This is a genomic window from Acinetobacter sp. YH12208, from assembly GCF_013418055.1.
GTDB lineage: Bacteria > Pseudomonadota > Gammaproteobacteria > Pseudomonadales > Moraxellaceae > Acinetobacter > Acinetobacter pseudolwoffii.
In genome coordinates this window covers 138,229-154,404 of record NZ_VPCT01000002.1, presented here as the reverse complement: position 1 = coordinate 154,404, position 16,176 = coordinate 138,229, and the positions used below count along the sequence as shown (strand labels likewise).

Sequence of the window (16,176 nt, the reverse complement as noted above, 5' to 3'; positions counted from 1 at the left end):
AACAATGAATAAGAGTATTAAAGAATTTATTTTTGGGGATGTTAATACAATGAATCGTGTGTTTCGTCAGTTTTCCATGGGTGCTGTTGCGATTGCGGTGATGCAAGCAGCCAGCGCACAAGTGGCCGTAACGAATGTGGTACCTATGCAGCTTCCTGGTCAAGGAACTGAAATTCGGGTGATGTTTAATGGTTTACCACCTCAACCACAAGCCTATCAATTAGAATCACCGTCACGTTTGATTCTGGACTTTGACAAGGCCCAACAGAATTTAAAACAAAGCAAAATTCCGGTCGCAACGCGTGAAGCCAGTTCAGTGGAGGTCACTTCGGATGCACAGCGTGCCCGTTTGACGGTTAATCTGACAGATGCAGGTGCCTTTACCACTCGAGTAGAAGGCAATACTTTTATTCTTAAAATTAACTCGGCAACTCCTGTAGCCATAGCTCAACCTGTGCAGCAACAGTCAGCTCAGGGTATTAGCAATATTGGTTTCCAGCGCGGTGCGCAAGGTGAAGGCCAGGTCGTTATTGATCTATTAGGAAATAATACTCCTGTTGATGTACAGCAGCAGGGTACCAAGGTTATTGTGCGCACTTTAGGTTCCAAGATTCCGGCTCATTTGACCCGCCGTCTTAATGTGACAGATTTCGCGACTCCGGTATCAAGTGTGGATGCTGTGAATCAAAATGGTTCAGGAGTCATTACGATTCAGTCTGCGGAAAGTTATGAATATATGGCTTACCAGACTGATAACAAGCTGACCATCAGCTTGAAACGACCAGAAGCCAAGAGTCCATTGCGTCCTAAAACCGTCGCTTATAGTGGTAAGAAAATTTCACTAGATTTCCAGGATATTGAAGTGCGCCGCGTGTTGCAGTTATTGGCTGATTTTACCGATATCAATATGGTGGCTGCGGACAGTGTGCAAGGTAATATTACCTTGCGCTTGAAAGAGGTACCTTGGGATCAGGCGCTGGATATTGTGCTGAAAACCAAGAATCTGGATAAACGCCGCAATGGCAATGTGATCTGGATCGCACCAGTTACAGAGCTGATAAAGGCTGAAGAGGAAGAAGCTAAGGCGATTAAGCAGAGTGTAGCACTTGCTCCTATCCAAACTGAGTATATGCAGCTCAATTATGCCAAAGCTGCTGATATCGAAAAACTGATTACGCAGAATAAAGGGGCATCAAGTGGTTCGAGTGCTGGGGATAAGGAAAGCTTGTTGAGTTCACGAGGGTCTATTTCTGTAGATGCTCGAACCAATACTTTAATTATTAGTGATACTCAGCAATTTATTGATAAAATTAAAAATATGGTGGATTTGCTTGATATTCAAGTGAAGCAAGTTATGGTTGAGGCAAGAATAGTTACAGCTGAGAGAAACTTTTCTCGAGACTTAGGCATTCGTTGGGGCTTGCAAAGAAATAACCCAATTCCTTTGGATACTCCAGGTTCTACTGTATGGGGGGGAGATTATTCGCCGAGCTTAGATCTAGGGGTTAATCTAGGAACTGCTTCTGCAGGTACATTCAGTTTTGGATTATTAAAAATTTCTGACTATATGTTGGATTTACAATTAACAGCATTACAGTCAGATGGGCTGGGTGAGGTGCTTTCTGCTCCTAAAATTCTGACTGGTGATAAGCAGAAGGCTTATATTTTGCGTGGTACAGAGATTCCTTATCAATCTTATAGTGCTACTGAAGGGGTTAAAACTGAATTTAAAGCGGCTAATTTAAGACTTGAAGTGACTCCAAGTATTACACCTGATGGTAAGGTTCAGATGGAGCTTAAGATTGAAAAAGATACTATTGGAGCGATGACTCCTGATGGCCCATCTATCAATACCAATGAGTTGGAAACTAATGTCTTGATGGGTGATGGTGAAACGGTAGTTTTAGGTGGTATTTTTGATGATGCAAATACTAACAATTCACAAAAAGTACCAGTATTTGGGGATTTACCATATATTGGTGGTTTGTTCCGTAACAATACAAAAACTACCAACCAAACCGAGCTACTGATTTTCGTTACACCTCGAATTGTTAATGACAGTGTTTCAAGAAATCATTAATATATTTTGAATTTAACAAAACGAATAGGTGACTCCTTGCCAAGCAAAGAGTTTGAAACCCTGCCAAATATTTATTTGGTAGGGCCGATGGGGGCCGGTAAAACAACAGTAGGACGACATCTCGCAGAATTGTTAGGGCGTGAATTTCTAGACAGTGATCATGAAATTGAACGTAAAACAGGCGCGACCATTCCTTGGATTTTTGAAAAAGAAGGGGAGCAGGGTTTCCGTGACCGTGAAACTGCTGTCATTAATGACCTTACCTCACGTCCCCATCTGGTTTTAGCCACTGGCGGTGGTGCCATTACTCAGACCTTAAATCGGGATTATCTGAAACAGCGCGGAATTGTTGTCTATCTCTATACGCCGGTTGAAATTCAACTGCAACGTACCTATCGCGATAAAAACCGTCCTCTCCTTCAAGTCGAAAATCCGGAACAAAAGTTGCGTGATTTACTGGCAGTTCGTGATCCCTTGTATCGGGAAGTGGCACATCATATTATTGAGACCAATCAGGGTGCTGCACGAGATCTGGCGCAGCGGATTCTCAATCTCATTGTTCCTAAAAATTAAGTTCATTGAATAAAGTGGTTAATCAAGCATGCAAACCTTATATGTAGAACTCGGAGAACGTCGTTATCCTATTTTTATTGGAAGCGATCTGGATCCACAGGCCTTATTGGCTCCCTATATTCAGGGCAAGCAAGTGATGATTGTGAGCAATACTACGGTTGCACCACTCTATTTGCAGCGTTATCAAACTGCAATTGAGGCTCTGGATAAACGTGTTGCGACCTGTATTTTGCCTGATGGTGAAAAATACAAAGATAGCCAGCATTTGAATCTGATCTTTGATGCACTGCTTGAAGCCGGGTTTAATCGGGACTGTACTGTGCTTGCGTTGGGTGGGGGTGTGATTGGAGATATGGCTGGGTTTGCTTCGGCCTGTTTCCAGCGCGGTGTGTACTTTATCCAGGTACCGACGACCTTGCTGTCGCAGGTAGATTCAAGTGTTGGTGGAAAAACCGGGATTAATCATCCCTTGGGCAAAAACATGATTGGTGCTTTCCAGCAGCCGCAAGTGGTACTGGCGGATATGTCGCAGCTTTCTACTTTGCCTGATCGAGAGCTTTCAGCAGGTCTGGCTGAAGTCATTAAATATGCGCTGCTAGGCGATGAGTCATTTCTGGTCTGGCTTGAAGAAAACATGGATGCGCTGGTCGACCGTAATAAAGAATTACTTGCTGAAGCCGTTTACCGTTCCTGTGCGCATAAGGCCCGAATTGTGGCCAATGATGAGAAGGAACAGGGTGAACGTGCTTTACTCAATTTAGGGCATACCTTTGGTCATGCGATTGAATCCTATATGGGTTACGGGGTCTGGCTACATGGCGAAGCTGTGGCAACCGGTATGGTGATGGCAGCAGATTTATCACAGCGTATGGGCTGGATTTCTCAGGATGATGTGGAACGTACAAAAAAAATCATTTCTCGTGCCAAACTTCCGATTGTTTGTCCTAAAATCCCTCTGGACGATTTCCTGGCTTATATGGCCCATGACAAAAAAGTCTTAAATGGGCAATTGCGTCTGGTATTGTTGCAACAATTAGGCAAAGCTGTGATTACCCGAGACTTTGATCTTGAGTTAATGCAACAGGCAATTTTGGCCAATCAGGCATAGGTTTTAGTTTTTATGGCAGCATTACACACTCCTTGGCAAAAGGTTCAGCACTATTTCTGGCTGGTCTGTGGGATATGCTGTCTATTTGCAGCCTTGATCTTCTGGGCGATTACTGACCCAGATACCGTGGTTGAAGTAGAAAAAAAGCCGGAAACTAAAGCTCAGCTACAAATTCAGCCGGAAAAAGTAGCGACTATGACCCATCTTGGTGCGCTTTTCGACGAGGTTCAACCCCTTGACTTGAATACGCGCACCATTGTGAATGCCAATCATGAACCGGAATTTCGTGGCACCAAATTTGTCAATGAAGCTAAAAACCAGCATGCGATTGAGTTATTTCGCGTAAGTAATGAAGCCATCCTAAAAAGTTTTCTTAAGAAACAGTCAGATCGTAAGCCTTTTATTTATTTAAGAATATCGGGTGAAAATCAGCCAGAACAATATGTGCTGCTCTATGGTCGATATAAAACCGCAGCAGAAGCCAAACAGGCTCTGGCTAACTTGAATATAAATCTGCCTACGTCAGTCCAACCTGAAATTGTGCAAATCCAGCAGTATGTCGGTCTGGTGAATAATCTGGGTTCAGATGAGTTGGCAAGCAATCAGAAGCTGTATGAGGTGCGCTTGAAAAACGTTCCTTTACCGAAGATCGATGAATCGGTGCGGCTAAGACAGCAGACCCAGCCTGAGAGCAAGTCACCTAGTGCTGATGTAACGACCAGTACCACGATTGTACGTCGTGATTCTTCTGGCAATGTTGTTGATGTACAAAAATCCGAGAGCGCTGTAGAGGGTACACCGCAACTACAAAATAATAATAATCGACCGAACCCGGGAACTCCTTCCCGCCCTCAAAATAATGAGATTAGCGATCCTTTTAATTAAATCGGTCTAAAATAGCGCACCCAGGCAATTATATAATTATAAATGTGCGCTTTTGGTGCAAAAAATACCCATTAAAAATAAGCTATATTGCCCTGATCTATACTAAATCTCTGTCATGTGTATGGTTTTAATTTATGCGCTGTTTGTTGGCATGTAATTTGCTTTATTGGTGCATGAGTTGAATTAATCTCCCTGTTTTAGCGCGAAAAATGATTCGATGACAATGTATGAATGTCATATTTATTGCTAATTTTTATGTTATTCATCAGCAAAATAAACTTTATTTTTTATGCATTCGGTCTAAAAAAGGACTACGCTGAAGAAATAAAGAGGAAAAATTTTGCTCGATTAAAACGGTCTTCGAAAGTCCATTCAACGCAGCGCAGAGAAGAATTTAGATTGTTTAACAGCCTATTGAGGCTTCGTGAAAGAAGGGTACGCTATGCACATGCCATCGCCTAATAATGTAGCTCCCGCTCAAGGTTTATACCAACCGGATGAGTTTAAAGATAACTGTGGTTTCGGTTTAATTGCCCATATGCAGGGTGATGCAAGCCATGATCTCGTCAAGACCGCGATTCATAGTCTGAGTTGTATGACCCACCGTGGTGGTATTGCCGCGGATGGTAAGACTGGGGATGGTTGTGGCCTGCTGTTGGCGATGCCGAAGAAATTCTTCCGTGAAGAAGCAAAGCGCTTAAGTGATACGACTTTAAGTGAAGTCTTTGCTGTGGGTTCGGTATTCCTGAATCTTGATCCTGCCCTTGCTGCACATGCCAAACAGGTTTTAAACAAAGAAATTGAAGCTGAAGGCTTAATCGTTCTGGCTTGGCGTCTGATTCCAACCAATGTCAATGCTTTGGGTGAAATTGCCTTGCAATCGATGCCGGCATTTGAGCAGATTATTGTCAATTGCCCGATGGGTGTGACTGAGGTTGAATTTAACCGCAAATTATTCCTGGCGCGTCGTCGTGCAGAACAGTTGCTGGTAAATGACACTTCATTCTATGTCACCACCTTATGTTCAACAGTCATCAGCTATAAAGGCCTGATGATGCCGGAAGCGATTGCCGATTTTTATACCGATCTGGCGGATCCGCGTCTGGAATCGCATATTGTGGTATTCCACCAACGTTTCTCGACCAATACCTTGCCACGCTGGCCGTTGGCACAGCCGTTCCGTTATCTGGCGCACAATGGTGAAATCAATACCATTACTGCGAACCGTAACTGGGCCATGGCGCGGGTACCAAAATTTGAAAATCCGTTATTGCCGGGTTTAACTGAACTGAATCCAATCGTGAACCGTACCGGTTCAGACTCTTCAAGTCTGGACAATATGCTGGAAATTCTGGTCGGTGGCGGTATGGATCTGTTCCGTGCCCTGCGTATGCTGGTGCCGCCGGCCTGGCAGAACGTGGAAACACTAGATGCTGACTTGCGTGCATTCTATGAGTTTAACTCGAAACATATGGAAGCCTGGGATGGTCCGGCAGGTCTGGTAATTCAGGATGGCCGTCATGCCATCTGTATGCTGGATCGTAACGGTCTGCGTCCGGCACGTTGGGTGATTACCAAAAATGGTTATATCACGCTGGCGTCAGAAATTGGGGTCTGGGGTTATCAACCTGAAGATGTAATTTCTAAAGGTCGTGTCGGCCCAGGTCAAATGCTGGTCATCGATACGCAAACCGGCAAGGTACTGGATACGCAAGATGTCAATAATCATCTAAAACGGATGCGTCCATACCGTGAATGGTTACGTGACAATTCTGTACGTCTGCAAGGCAGTCCGGAGCTGGAAGAATATTTATGTGATCAAGGCTTAAAAGGCGATGGCCTGAAAGCCTCACAGAAAATGTTCATGGTGACCTTTGAAGAACGTGACCAGCTATTGCGTCCAATCGCAGAAAGTGGTCAGGAAGCGGTGGGTTCCATGGGTGATGATACGCCAATGGCAGTATTGTCACGTCAGGTGCGTCATGTCTCGGATTATTTCCGCCAGCAGTTTGCACAGGTGACCAATCCACCGATCGATCCATTACGTGAATCGATTGTGATGTCACTGGAAACCTGTTTAGGCCGTGAACAGAACGTGTTTGAACAGGGTCCTGAACATGCCGATCGCCTGATTATTTCCAGTCCGGTACTGTCAAATTCGAAAATGCACCAGATCCGTACCTTGGGTCGTAAAGGCTATGAAATTGCGGACATCGACCTGAACTATGCTGAAACTGAAGGTCTGCAAGCCGCAATCCTGCGTATTTGTGAAGAATCTGCGCAAGCGATTCGTGATGGCAAAACTTTACTGGTGCTTTCCGACAAGAAAATTCGTGAAGGTTACTTGCCAGCCAATGCCTTTATGGTGACTGGTGCGGTGCATCATCATTTGATTAATACCGGTTTACGTACCGATGCCAATCTGATTATTGAAACCGGTTTTGCCCGTGATCCGCACCAGTTTGCAGTACTTCTTGGCTTTGGTGCAACGGCAATCTATCCGTACCTGGCTTATGACGTGATCAATGATCTGGTTGCCAAAGGCGAGCTCTTGGGTGATCCGATCTATGCACAAAACAATTTCCGTAAAGGGATTGAGAAAGGCTTATTGAAAGTCCTGTCAAAAATGGGAATTTCGACAGTTGCCTCGTATCGCGGTGGCCAGTTGTTTGAAGCCGTGGGTCTGTCCAATGAAGTGGTCGATACATGTTTCGTTGGTGTGCCGAGCCGTATCCAGGGTGCGACCTTTGTTGACCTTGAAAATGACCAGAAACAGCTGGCAGATATTGCCTGGAAAAACCGTAAGCCAATCGATCAGGGCGGCCTGCTGAAATTTGTCTTTGGCAAGGAATACCATGCCTTTAACCCGGACGTGATCAACTCGCTGCACAAGGCGGTGCGTTCAGGTAATTATGCTGATTTTAAAGAATATGCAGAACTGGTGAATAACCGTCCGATTGCCACCATTCGTGACCTGTTCAAACTGAAAACTGATAATTCGATTCCTATTGAACAAGTGGAATCGGTAGAAGAGATCCTGCCGCGTTTTGACTCTGCTGGTATGTCTTTGGGTGCATTGTCGCCGGAAGCACATGAAGCAATTGCGATTGCCATGAACACCATCGGCGGTCGCTCGAATTCAGGTGAGGGCGGTGAAGATCCAGCGCGTTACGGTACCATCCGTAACTCGAAAATCAAACAAATTGCATCGGGCCGTTTTGGTGTGACCCCTGCTTACTTAACGTCTGCAGAAGTTCTCCAAATTAAAGTCGCGCAAGGTGCAAAACCAGGTGAAGGTGGTCAGTTGCCGGGTGGTAAAGTGAATGGTCTGATTGCCCGTTTACGTTACTCTGTACCGGGTGTCACGCTTATTTCGCCACCTCCGCATCATGACATCTATTCAATCGAAGATTTATCACAGTTGATCTTTGATTTAAAACAGGTTAACCCACAGGCGATGGTGTCCGTTAAGCTGGTTTCTGAACCGGGTGTCGGTACGATTGCGGCAGGTGTAGCAAAAGCCTATGCCGATTTCATTACCATTTCTGGTTATGATGGCGGTACAGCGGCTTCTCCACTTTCTTCAATTCATCATGCAGGTTCCCCGTGGGAACTGGGTCTTTCTGAGGCGCATCAGGCACTGCGTGTGAATGACTTACGTGGAAAGGTTCGCGTACAGACAGACGGCGGTTTAAAAACCGGTCTGGATGTGGTCAAAGCCGCGATTTTAGGGGCTGAAAGCTTTGGCTTTGGTTCAACGCCAATGATCGCATTGGGTTGTAAATACCTGCGTATCTGTCACTTGAATAACTGTGCAACCGGTGTAGCAACTCAGCAGGATCACTTACGTCAAGAGCATTATATTGGCGAGCCACAAATGCTGATCAACTTCTTCACTTTCATTGCTGAAGAAACCCGTGAATGGTTGGCAGCACTGGGGGTATCGAGTCTAAAAGACCTGATTGGCCGGACAGATTTATTAGAAGTCTTACCGGGTGAGACCGCCAAACATGCGCATCTGGATTTGAGTAAATTACTGGAATCCCATCCTGCTGCGGAAGGTAAAGCACAGTATTGTCAGGTTCAAGGCAATGCGCCATTTGATAAAGGTATTCTGGCAGAGAAAATGGTGGCGGAAATCCTGCCTGCGATTGAAGCCGGAACAGGCGGTGAGTATCACTTCTCGATTGGTAACTGTGACCGTTCGATTGGTGCGCGTTTATCCGGTGAAATTGCCCGCCGTTATGGCAACCTGAGCATGGAAAATCATCCGGTGAAAGTACACCTGAATGGTACTGCAGGCCAGTCGCTGGGTGTATGGAATGCTGGTGGCTTACATATCAGTCTGGAAGGTGATGCCAATGACTATGTAGGTAAAGGTATGGCCGGTGGTCGCATCTCGATCTTTCCGCCAAAAGGTTCGCCATTCCAGACGCAAAATACCGCGATTATTGGTAACACCTGCTTGTACGGTGCGACTGGCGGTAAATTATATGCAGCGGGTACAGCAGGCGAGCGTTTCGCGGTGCGTAACTCGGGTGCATTTGCCGTGATTGAAGGTGCAGGTGATCACTGCTGTGAATATATGACCGGTGGTATTGTGACCGTACTAGGTAAAGTTGGGCATAACTTCGGTGCAGGTATGACGGGTGGTTTTGCTTATGTACTTGATCTGGATAATGACTTCGTTGATCATTATAACCACGAACTGATTGAGCTGAATCGTATTTCCACTGAAGCGATGGAAGAGCATAAAGCCTTCCTGGGTCGTATCCTGGATGAACATATTAAAGAAACCGGTAGTGCTTGGGCGTACAAGATCCGCCATGAGTTTGATTTCTACAGCCGTAAGTTCTGGTTGGTGAAACCAAAAGCAGCCAACTTGCAAACGCTGTTAAAAACCACTCAAGCTGATCCACAATAATTTCACGACGAACAGATATATCGGCAGATGTAAGGCAACTGTGAACCCCTTACATCTAGCCACGGAGAGAGACATGGCAGAACGCCTGAGTAATGACTTTCAATTTCTGGATGTCGCACGCCAAGATCCAGAGAAAAAAGAGCTTGATGTCCGCAAAGCAGAATTTGTGGAAATTTATAAACCGTTTACTGCGGAAATTGCTGCGAATCAGACCCATCGTTGTCTTGGTTGTGGTAACCCATATTGCGAATGGAAATGTCCGGTACATAACTACATTCCAAACTGGTTAAAACTGGTGTCTGAAGGCCGTCTATTCCAAGCCGCTGAATTGTGTCACCAGACTAATACCTTGCCGGAGGTCTGTGGCCGTGTTTGTCCGCAAGACCGTCTGTGTGAAGGGGCATGTACCCTGAACGACGGTTTCGGTGCGGTGACGATCGGGAATGCAGAAAAATATATCAACGATACCGCCTTTGCTTTGGGCTGGCGTCCAGATATGTCCAATGTGCAATGGACCAATAAGAAAGTCGCAATCATCGGTGCAGGTCCTGCCGGACTTGGCTGTGCAGATATTCTAGTGCGTAACGGGGTAAAACCTGTAGTCTTTGACAAGCGTCCGGAAATCGGTGGTTTGCTCACTTTCGGTATTCCAGAATTCAAAATGGAAAAAGACGTAATGAAACGCCGCCGTGAAATTTTCACCGGTATGGGGGTGGAATTCCGTCTGAATACTGAGATTGGTACAGATGTGACTATTGACCAGTTACTTGCCGATTATGATGCTGTCTTTATGGGGATGGGAACCTATACCTACATGAAAGGTGGCTTCGCGGGTGAAGAGCTGAATGGTGTCCATGATGCACTGGATTTCCTGATTGCGAATGTCAATCGTTGTCAGGGCTGGGAAAAAGATCCATCTGAATACATCAGCGTGGAAGGCAAAAAGGTCATTGTTTTAGGCGGTGGTGATACTGCCATGGACTGTAACCGTACTTCGATTCGTCAAGGTGCTGAATCGGTGGTCTGTGCCTATCGTCGCGATGAAGAAAACATGCCGGGTTCACGCCGTGAAGTACAAAATGCACGTGAAGAAGGGGTGAATTTCCAGTTTAACCGTCAGCCGATCAAAGTTGTTGGTGAAAATGGTAAAGTGACCGGTGTGAAATTTATTACTACTCAGCTGGGTGAGCCGGACAGCCGCGGTCGCCGTAGCCCAGAACCAATTCCGGGTTCAGAAGAAATTCTTCCGGCGGATGCAGTCCTGCTTGCTTTCGGTTTCCGTACCAGCCCAGCTGACTGGTTCACCGATGTGGAAATTAATCTGGATGGTTCAGGTCGTGTCGTTGCCGCTGAGCAGCAGCAATATAAATTCCAGACCTCGAATCCAAAAATCTTCGCTGGTGGTGATATGGTGCGTGGTTCAGATCTTGTAGTAACTGCAATCTGGGAAGGCCGTCAGGCAGCTGAAGGGATTCTGGATTATCTGGATGTTTAACAGTTGAAAATTCACTGAAGTCATTCAAACAACCCGCTACGGCGGGTTTTTTATTTTTGGATATTGTCTAACTTAAAGAGAGGCCATTAAAAAAGATTATAAAAAGTAACAAAACTTTAGAAAATACTGTTTAAAATCAAATTAATTATATAAATATTAATAAAGAATTGAGGACAAGATATCATGCGTGTATTTAAACAATCTCTTATCGCCTTGATGCTGGCCAGTACCTTGACCCTGAGTGGTTGTGGTTATAACACCTTACAAGTCAAAGATGAAGCCGTAACGGCAGCCTGGTCGGAAGTCCAGAACCAGTATCAGCGCCGTGCCGATTTGGTGCCTAATCTGGTCAATGTCGTGAAAGGCTATGCCTCGCATGAAGAGCAGGTTTTAACTGAAGTCACACAAGCACGTGCCAATGTTGCCGGTTTAAAAGTAGATCGTGAAGTGCTGGAAAATCCTGAATTATTCCAGCGTTATCAGGAAGCACAGGCCCAGATGACCAGCGCCTTGTCTCGTCTGTTGGCTGTGACTGAAAATTATCCAGATTTGAAAGCGAATCAACAGTTCCGTGATTTACAGGTACAGCTAGAAGGGACTGAAAACCGGATTGCAGTGGCACGTAACCGTTATATTACGACAGTACAGGACTTCAACTCTTATGCGCGTCAGTTCCCGCAAGTCATGACTGCTAAAGTGATTGGCATGGACACTAAACCGAACTTTAGTGCCGAGCAAAGTGCTCAGAAAGCGCCAACGGTTTCCTTTGAATAAGTAAGATTTGTAAATAAGCGAGAGATCAGATGTCCGAGATGCTGCTGAAATATTGTGCTGGTTTGCTCCTCATGCTGGGCATGGGAATAACCACACTTGTTTCAGCAGAAACAGCCACAGCTACAGATACTGAAGAGGTCATCGTAGCCGGTGAAATTTTGCAGCCTAAAAATAATCAAAATACTCCAGCCCAAAATACAGAAACTGCAGCAGTATCACAGCCACAAATTGCCAATGATATGGCTGAAGGGCAGCTGCAGCGCGACTTGCCAAGCCTGAACCAACCCATCATTGACCAAGCCAATATACTCAGTGCCACTGAAAAACAGCAACTTAGTCAGCGTATTCTGAAGCTCTATGAGGAAGGAAAAGGCCAGATTGGTGTAGTGATTGTCCCAACAACGGGCCAGGAAGATATTTTTGATTATTCCATGCGGGTGGCCGACGCCTGGCAGCTCGGTTCGGCCAAACGGGATAATGGCTTATTGATGACGATTGCCATCAATGATCGCCGTATTCAGATCCTGACCGGTTATGGTCTGGAAGGGGTGCTGCCCGATATCGTGGCAGGTCGGATTATCAATGACAAGATCACGCCATATTTTAAACAGGGCCAATATGCGCAAGGGATTGATACGGGACTGGCTGAAATTGAACGGATTTTAAATCTTGATCCTGAAATTGCAGCACAGGCAGCGGATGAACTGAAAGAGCGTCAGGAACAGGCCTATCAGGCTCAAAAAGCCAGTAAGGCGACGTTCAGTAGCGTGCTTTTTATTATTGTTGCTGGTGTGATTGCTTCGATGATTTTTGGCAGAAAACTCAGTGCTGCAACTGCTGCAGTTGCAGGCACAGCTGCTGGCTTAGTCAATGGCATGGGTTTAATTGCCAGTTTAATGATTGGTGCCGGGGTATTCTTTTTATTGGTCACTTCACTGGCCCAACTGATTTTACATGCCTTTTTAGCAGGTGGCGGCCGAGGCGGCGGTAGTGGCCGTGGTGGTTTTGGTGGCGGCGGCTTCGGCGGTGGCGGTGGTGGTTTTGGTGGGGGAGGAGCATCAGGCTCATGGTAACAACGACAGATACGACAGAAATTGTCACGCGGCCGAAGCTGGAAGAGCATGCGCAGCCGAGCTTTAAGCGCTGGCTCAAGCATTTCTTTTATATGCCGGCCACCAAGCGTTTTTTTTCCAAGCAGGATCAGCATGCGATTGCAGTGGCGGTGGAAGAAGCCGAGCATGGACATGTGGGCGAAATTCAGGTGGTGATTGAAGGCTGTCTACCTTCACGATCTGCTTATTATCAGGATACTTTATGTCGTGCCCGACAACTCTTTGCTGAACTTGGGGTTTGGGATACTGAATATAATAGTGGGGTACTGCTGTATTTGAATCTATGCGAGCACAAGGTTGAAATTGTGATTGATCGTGGAATTAAAAATGCGACGACCCAGCAAGTCTGGGATGAAATCTGTCAAAACATCATTCAAAATCTGGCTCAACAGAGGTTTAAAGAAGGTGTAATTGAAGGTGTAAAGCAGATTGGAGAAGTATTAGATCAGTACTATGATCGGAAAATAGATGATTTAGAAAATGAATTAGGGGATAAACCGATTATTCTGGGGTGATTTTAGTCAACTAACTGACGATTTTTGTCAGTTAGTTACACAAAATAAAACACAGTAGTTACAAAAATAAAAATATTTTTTTAAAGTGCTGTTTTTTATCTCAATTTTATTATAATAAAACTTGGCACGCTTAGTGCTAAATATAAAATTAAGCTAAATGAGCTTTTTCTTTAGGCTTATAAATAAACAAAAAACATTTGTGGAGAATGTTATGAAAACTATGCAAAAGGGTTTTACCCTGATTGAATTAATGATTGTTGTAGCAATTATCGGTATTTTGGCTGCAATTGCGATTCCTCAGTATCAAAACTATATTGCGAAGTCTCAAGTAACACGTGTGATGGGTGAATTAAGCTCAATTAAGACAACACTTGAAACATGTATTCTTGAGGGTAAGACAGAAATTGTTAATGTTGAAGGTGATATAGCGGCAAATGAAGCACCAATTACCTGTGTTTTAGGTGCATCAACATCGAACCTGTTAGGTGAAACAGTACAATTATCTGAGGAAAATGGATTTAACGGCTTACTCGTTGGTTTACCAGTTGCTAGTACTGATCTAGGTTACGTTTCAGGTAAGTTTGGTAGTTCTGCAGCAGCAACACTTAAAGAAAGTATATTAACTTGGACTCGTCCAGTTAATGGTGCATGGCAGTGTAATACTGATGTAGCAGAAAAATTTGTTCCAACTGGCTGTACTTATACTGAAACAATGACTCATGGTACTGCAGTAACCTCCGAAGTAGTACCTGATTAATTGATATATTATAAAAAGTCCCTGTAAAGGGACTTTTTATAATCCACAAGAATATGCTAAAAAAAATGCTGTTTTTCAGCTATCTTTGCGCCATTTTTTGTTGGGGTATTTATCATACCTATGGTATAACTCCTTTTCTAAAAAAAAGCTATACTTTGGAAGCATGGTGGGGAGCTACAACCATTCATTGCAATGGGCAAGCAACAGATGCCATGATTCATATTTTAAAAACAATAATGCAAGACTATGGCAGTTTGTCGAATCAGTTTGTACTTAAGAAGCAAGATGGCCGAATTTTATCTTGCACCACAGGTGCAAAAACCCAAGAAGATACGAGATTCAGATTTGCAAGTTTAACAAAGCCTATTACTGCAGCATTGTTTTTAGAACATGAAGCACAAGGGCAGGTTCATAGAACGATGTTAATGAGCCAAGCTTTAGGTATTTCATCATCTACTGACTTAAGAATTAATACCATCACGTTACATCAACTTTTAACTCATACCTCGGGCTTTGACCGTTTACGTAGTCAAGACCCCCTCATGCAAGAGGGTGGGAAATCATGGTGTCCGTATAATTTATCTAAATTAAGCACTATAAGATTGGACCATAATCCGGGGGAAATATATAGTTACGATAATAGGAATTACTGTTTATTAGCCGTTGCTTTAGAAAAGGCAACAAATAAAAAGTATGAACAATTATTATCAGAGTATTTATTTAAATATAATTTTGAAAATATTCGTCTATTAGAAGGCCCATTTTTAAAAGATGAAGCTAGATATGATTTCCGCCATGAAGAACATTATTTCCCAAGTTATACAAAAAAATTTGATTTTTATGCAATGCGGCCGGTTGCGGGATTATCCGGATCAGCATTTGATTATGCAAGACTCATACATTTTTTCTTATATCAACGAAATTTACCTTTTCTGGAAATAATTGCGCAGAATCAAGATACCAAAGGCAGGTTAATAACGATAACTGCAGCATTAAGACAAAAGAAAATGAAAACTGGAGAAAGTGTTTTTTATCATACAGGAGCATTACCAGCTGCTAGAAGTCTACTTATGATACGAGAGAATGGAGATATTATTGTATGGTTGGGAAGCGGTGTACCTGCTGATCCAAACCTGGGAACAGAGGATCTGATGGAAGTAATTTTGTCTAATATTAACTGATTATCCTTTAAAAATTGCATAGGTACTAAGAATGTCCAAACGTGTAAAGTTTTTTATTAGTCATTTAACTATTTCTGCTCTAATAGCATGTTGCATTATTAGTGTAATATTTTTGCTCTGGTATCCTGGCGCTTTAGCATCTGCGGAAGGTGTAACTTATATCATTTTAATGTTGATTATTATTGATGTCATTATTGGACCTGCTCTTGGTTTCTTAGTTTATAAAGAAAATAAAAAAACATTAAAAATAGATTTAGGTGTGATAATTATATTGCAAATTACAGCATTAAGTTACGGAGTATATAATATTGCACAATCTCGTCCTATATGGATTGTACAGGCAGGTTCAATTTTTCAAGTTGTGCGTTTAAATATGATTGATGTTGATAGCCAAGAGCGTGCTGAGGCGGTGTATCAGGAACATTCTTTACTTAAACCTCAATGGGTGGCTGTTAATGAAAAGATTGCAAATGCAAGATTATTTGCAGAGCCGACAATAATGCCTGAAACTTATACTAATATGAAGGCTGCAATCGTACGAATCAGTACTCGTGCAAAATCTATCGATCAACTGCAAAATTTTAATCAGCTTGATGATGTAATACAGATTATAGATAAATATCCTTCAGCCAGTGGCTGGTTACCATTGCGTGCAGCTGACCAAGATAAGGTTGTACTTATAGACACTAATAAAGGCGAGGTGATCAAAATCGTCGACCTCCGACCTTGGAACTAATATTTTTTCTCTCTATAAAAAGCAGATTACCTCAAA

Annotated in this window: 12 protein-coding genes; all 12 read left to right on the top strand. The window is 43.7% G+C overall.

Annotated elements, in window-relative coordinates; genetic code table 11:
• The first annotated feature begins 4 nt into the window (after positions 1-4).
• A complete protein-coding gene (gene pilQ, locus FTU95_RS03700) occupies positions 5-2,080 on the top strand; it encodes a type IV pilus secretin PilQ (RefSeq protein WP_180077593.1) in 2,076 nt (691 codons plus the stop codon).
• A gap of 36 nt (positions 2,081-2,116) precedes the next feature.
• Positions 2,117-2,653 carry a shikimate kinase AroK gene (gene aroK / locus FTU95_RS03695; protein ID WP_180077591.1) on the top strand — a complete coding sequence of 179 codons (537 nt, stop codon included), beginning with the start codon at positions 2,117-2,119 and terminating at the stop codon, positions 2,651-2,653.
• Between the two features lie 28 nt (positions 2,654-2,681).
• Positions 2,682-3,761 carry a 3-dehydroquinate synthase gene (gene aroB, locus FTU95_RS03690; protein ID WP_180077589.1) on the top strand — a complete coding sequence of 360 codons (1,080 nt, stop codon included), beginning with the start codon at positions 2,682-2,684 and terminating at the stop codon, positions 3,759-3,761.
• 12 nt (positions 3,762-3,773) lie between these two features.
• Complete coding sequence (locus tag FTU95_RS03685) at positions 3,774-4,646, top strand: hypothetical protein (RefSeq protein ID WP_180077587.1); 873 nt, start codon at positions 3,774-3,776, stop codon at positions 4,644-4,646.
• 448 nt (positions 4,647-5,094) lie between these two features.
• Positions 5,095-9,570, top strand: coding sequence for a glutamate synthase large subunit (gene gltB, locus FTU95_RS03680; protein WP_180077585.1), 4,476 nt, complete (start codon positions 5,095-5,097; stop codon positions 9,568-9,570).
• Between the two features lie 73 nt (positions 9,571-9,643).
• On the top strand, positions 9,644-11,065 hold the full coding sequence (locus tag FTU95_RS03675) for a glutamate synthase subunit beta (RefSeq protein WP_180077582.1): 1,422 nt from the start codon (positions 9,644-9,646) through the stop codon (positions 11,063-11,065).
• A 183-nt stretch (positions 11,066-11,248) separates the two neighbouring features.
• Entirely contained in the window at positions 11,249-11,839 is a 591-nt protein-coding gene (locus FTU95_RS03670) for a LemA family protein (RefSeq protein WP_180077580.1), read from the top strand.
• A gap of 29 nt (positions 11,840-11,868) precedes the next feature.
• A complete protein-coding gene (locus FTU95_RS03665; RefSeq protein WP_180077578.1) occupies positions 11,869-12,912 on the top strand; it encodes a YgcG family protein in 1,044 nt (347 codons plus the stop codon).
• Positions 12,906-13,466 carry a TPM domain-containing protein gene (locus FTU95_RS03660; protein WP_180077576.1) on the top strand — a complete coding sequence of 187 codons (561 nt, stop codon included), beginning with the start codon at positions 12,906-12,908 and terminating at the stop codon, positions 13,464-13,466. Before FTU95_RS03665 ends, FTU95_RS03660 begins: the two co-directional genes overlap by 7 nt.
• A 211-nt stretch (positions 13,467-13,677) precedes the next feature.
• Positions 13,678-14,223 (top strand): pilin, encoded by a 546-nt coding sequence (locus FTU95_RS03655; protein ID WP_180077574.1) that lies wholly within the window; start codon positions 13,678-13,680, stop codon positions 14,221-14,223.
• 53 nt (positions 14,224-14,276) lie between these two features.
• A complete protein-coding gene (locus tag FTU95_RS03650) occupies positions 14,277-15,404 on the top strand; it encodes a serine hydrolase (protein WP_180077573.1) in 1,128 nt (375 codons plus the stop codon).
• A gap of 31 nt (positions 15,405-15,435) precedes the next feature.
• The gene (tfpZ, locus tag FTU95_RS03645; protein ID WP_180077571.1) at positions 15,436-16,140 is read left to right on the top strand and encodes a TfpX/TfpZ family type IV pilin accessory protein; all 705 of its coding nucleotides are present in this window, start codon (positions 15,436-15,438) and stop codon (positions 16,138-16,140) included.
• The last annotated feature ends 36 nt before the right edge of the window (positions 16,141-16,176 follow it).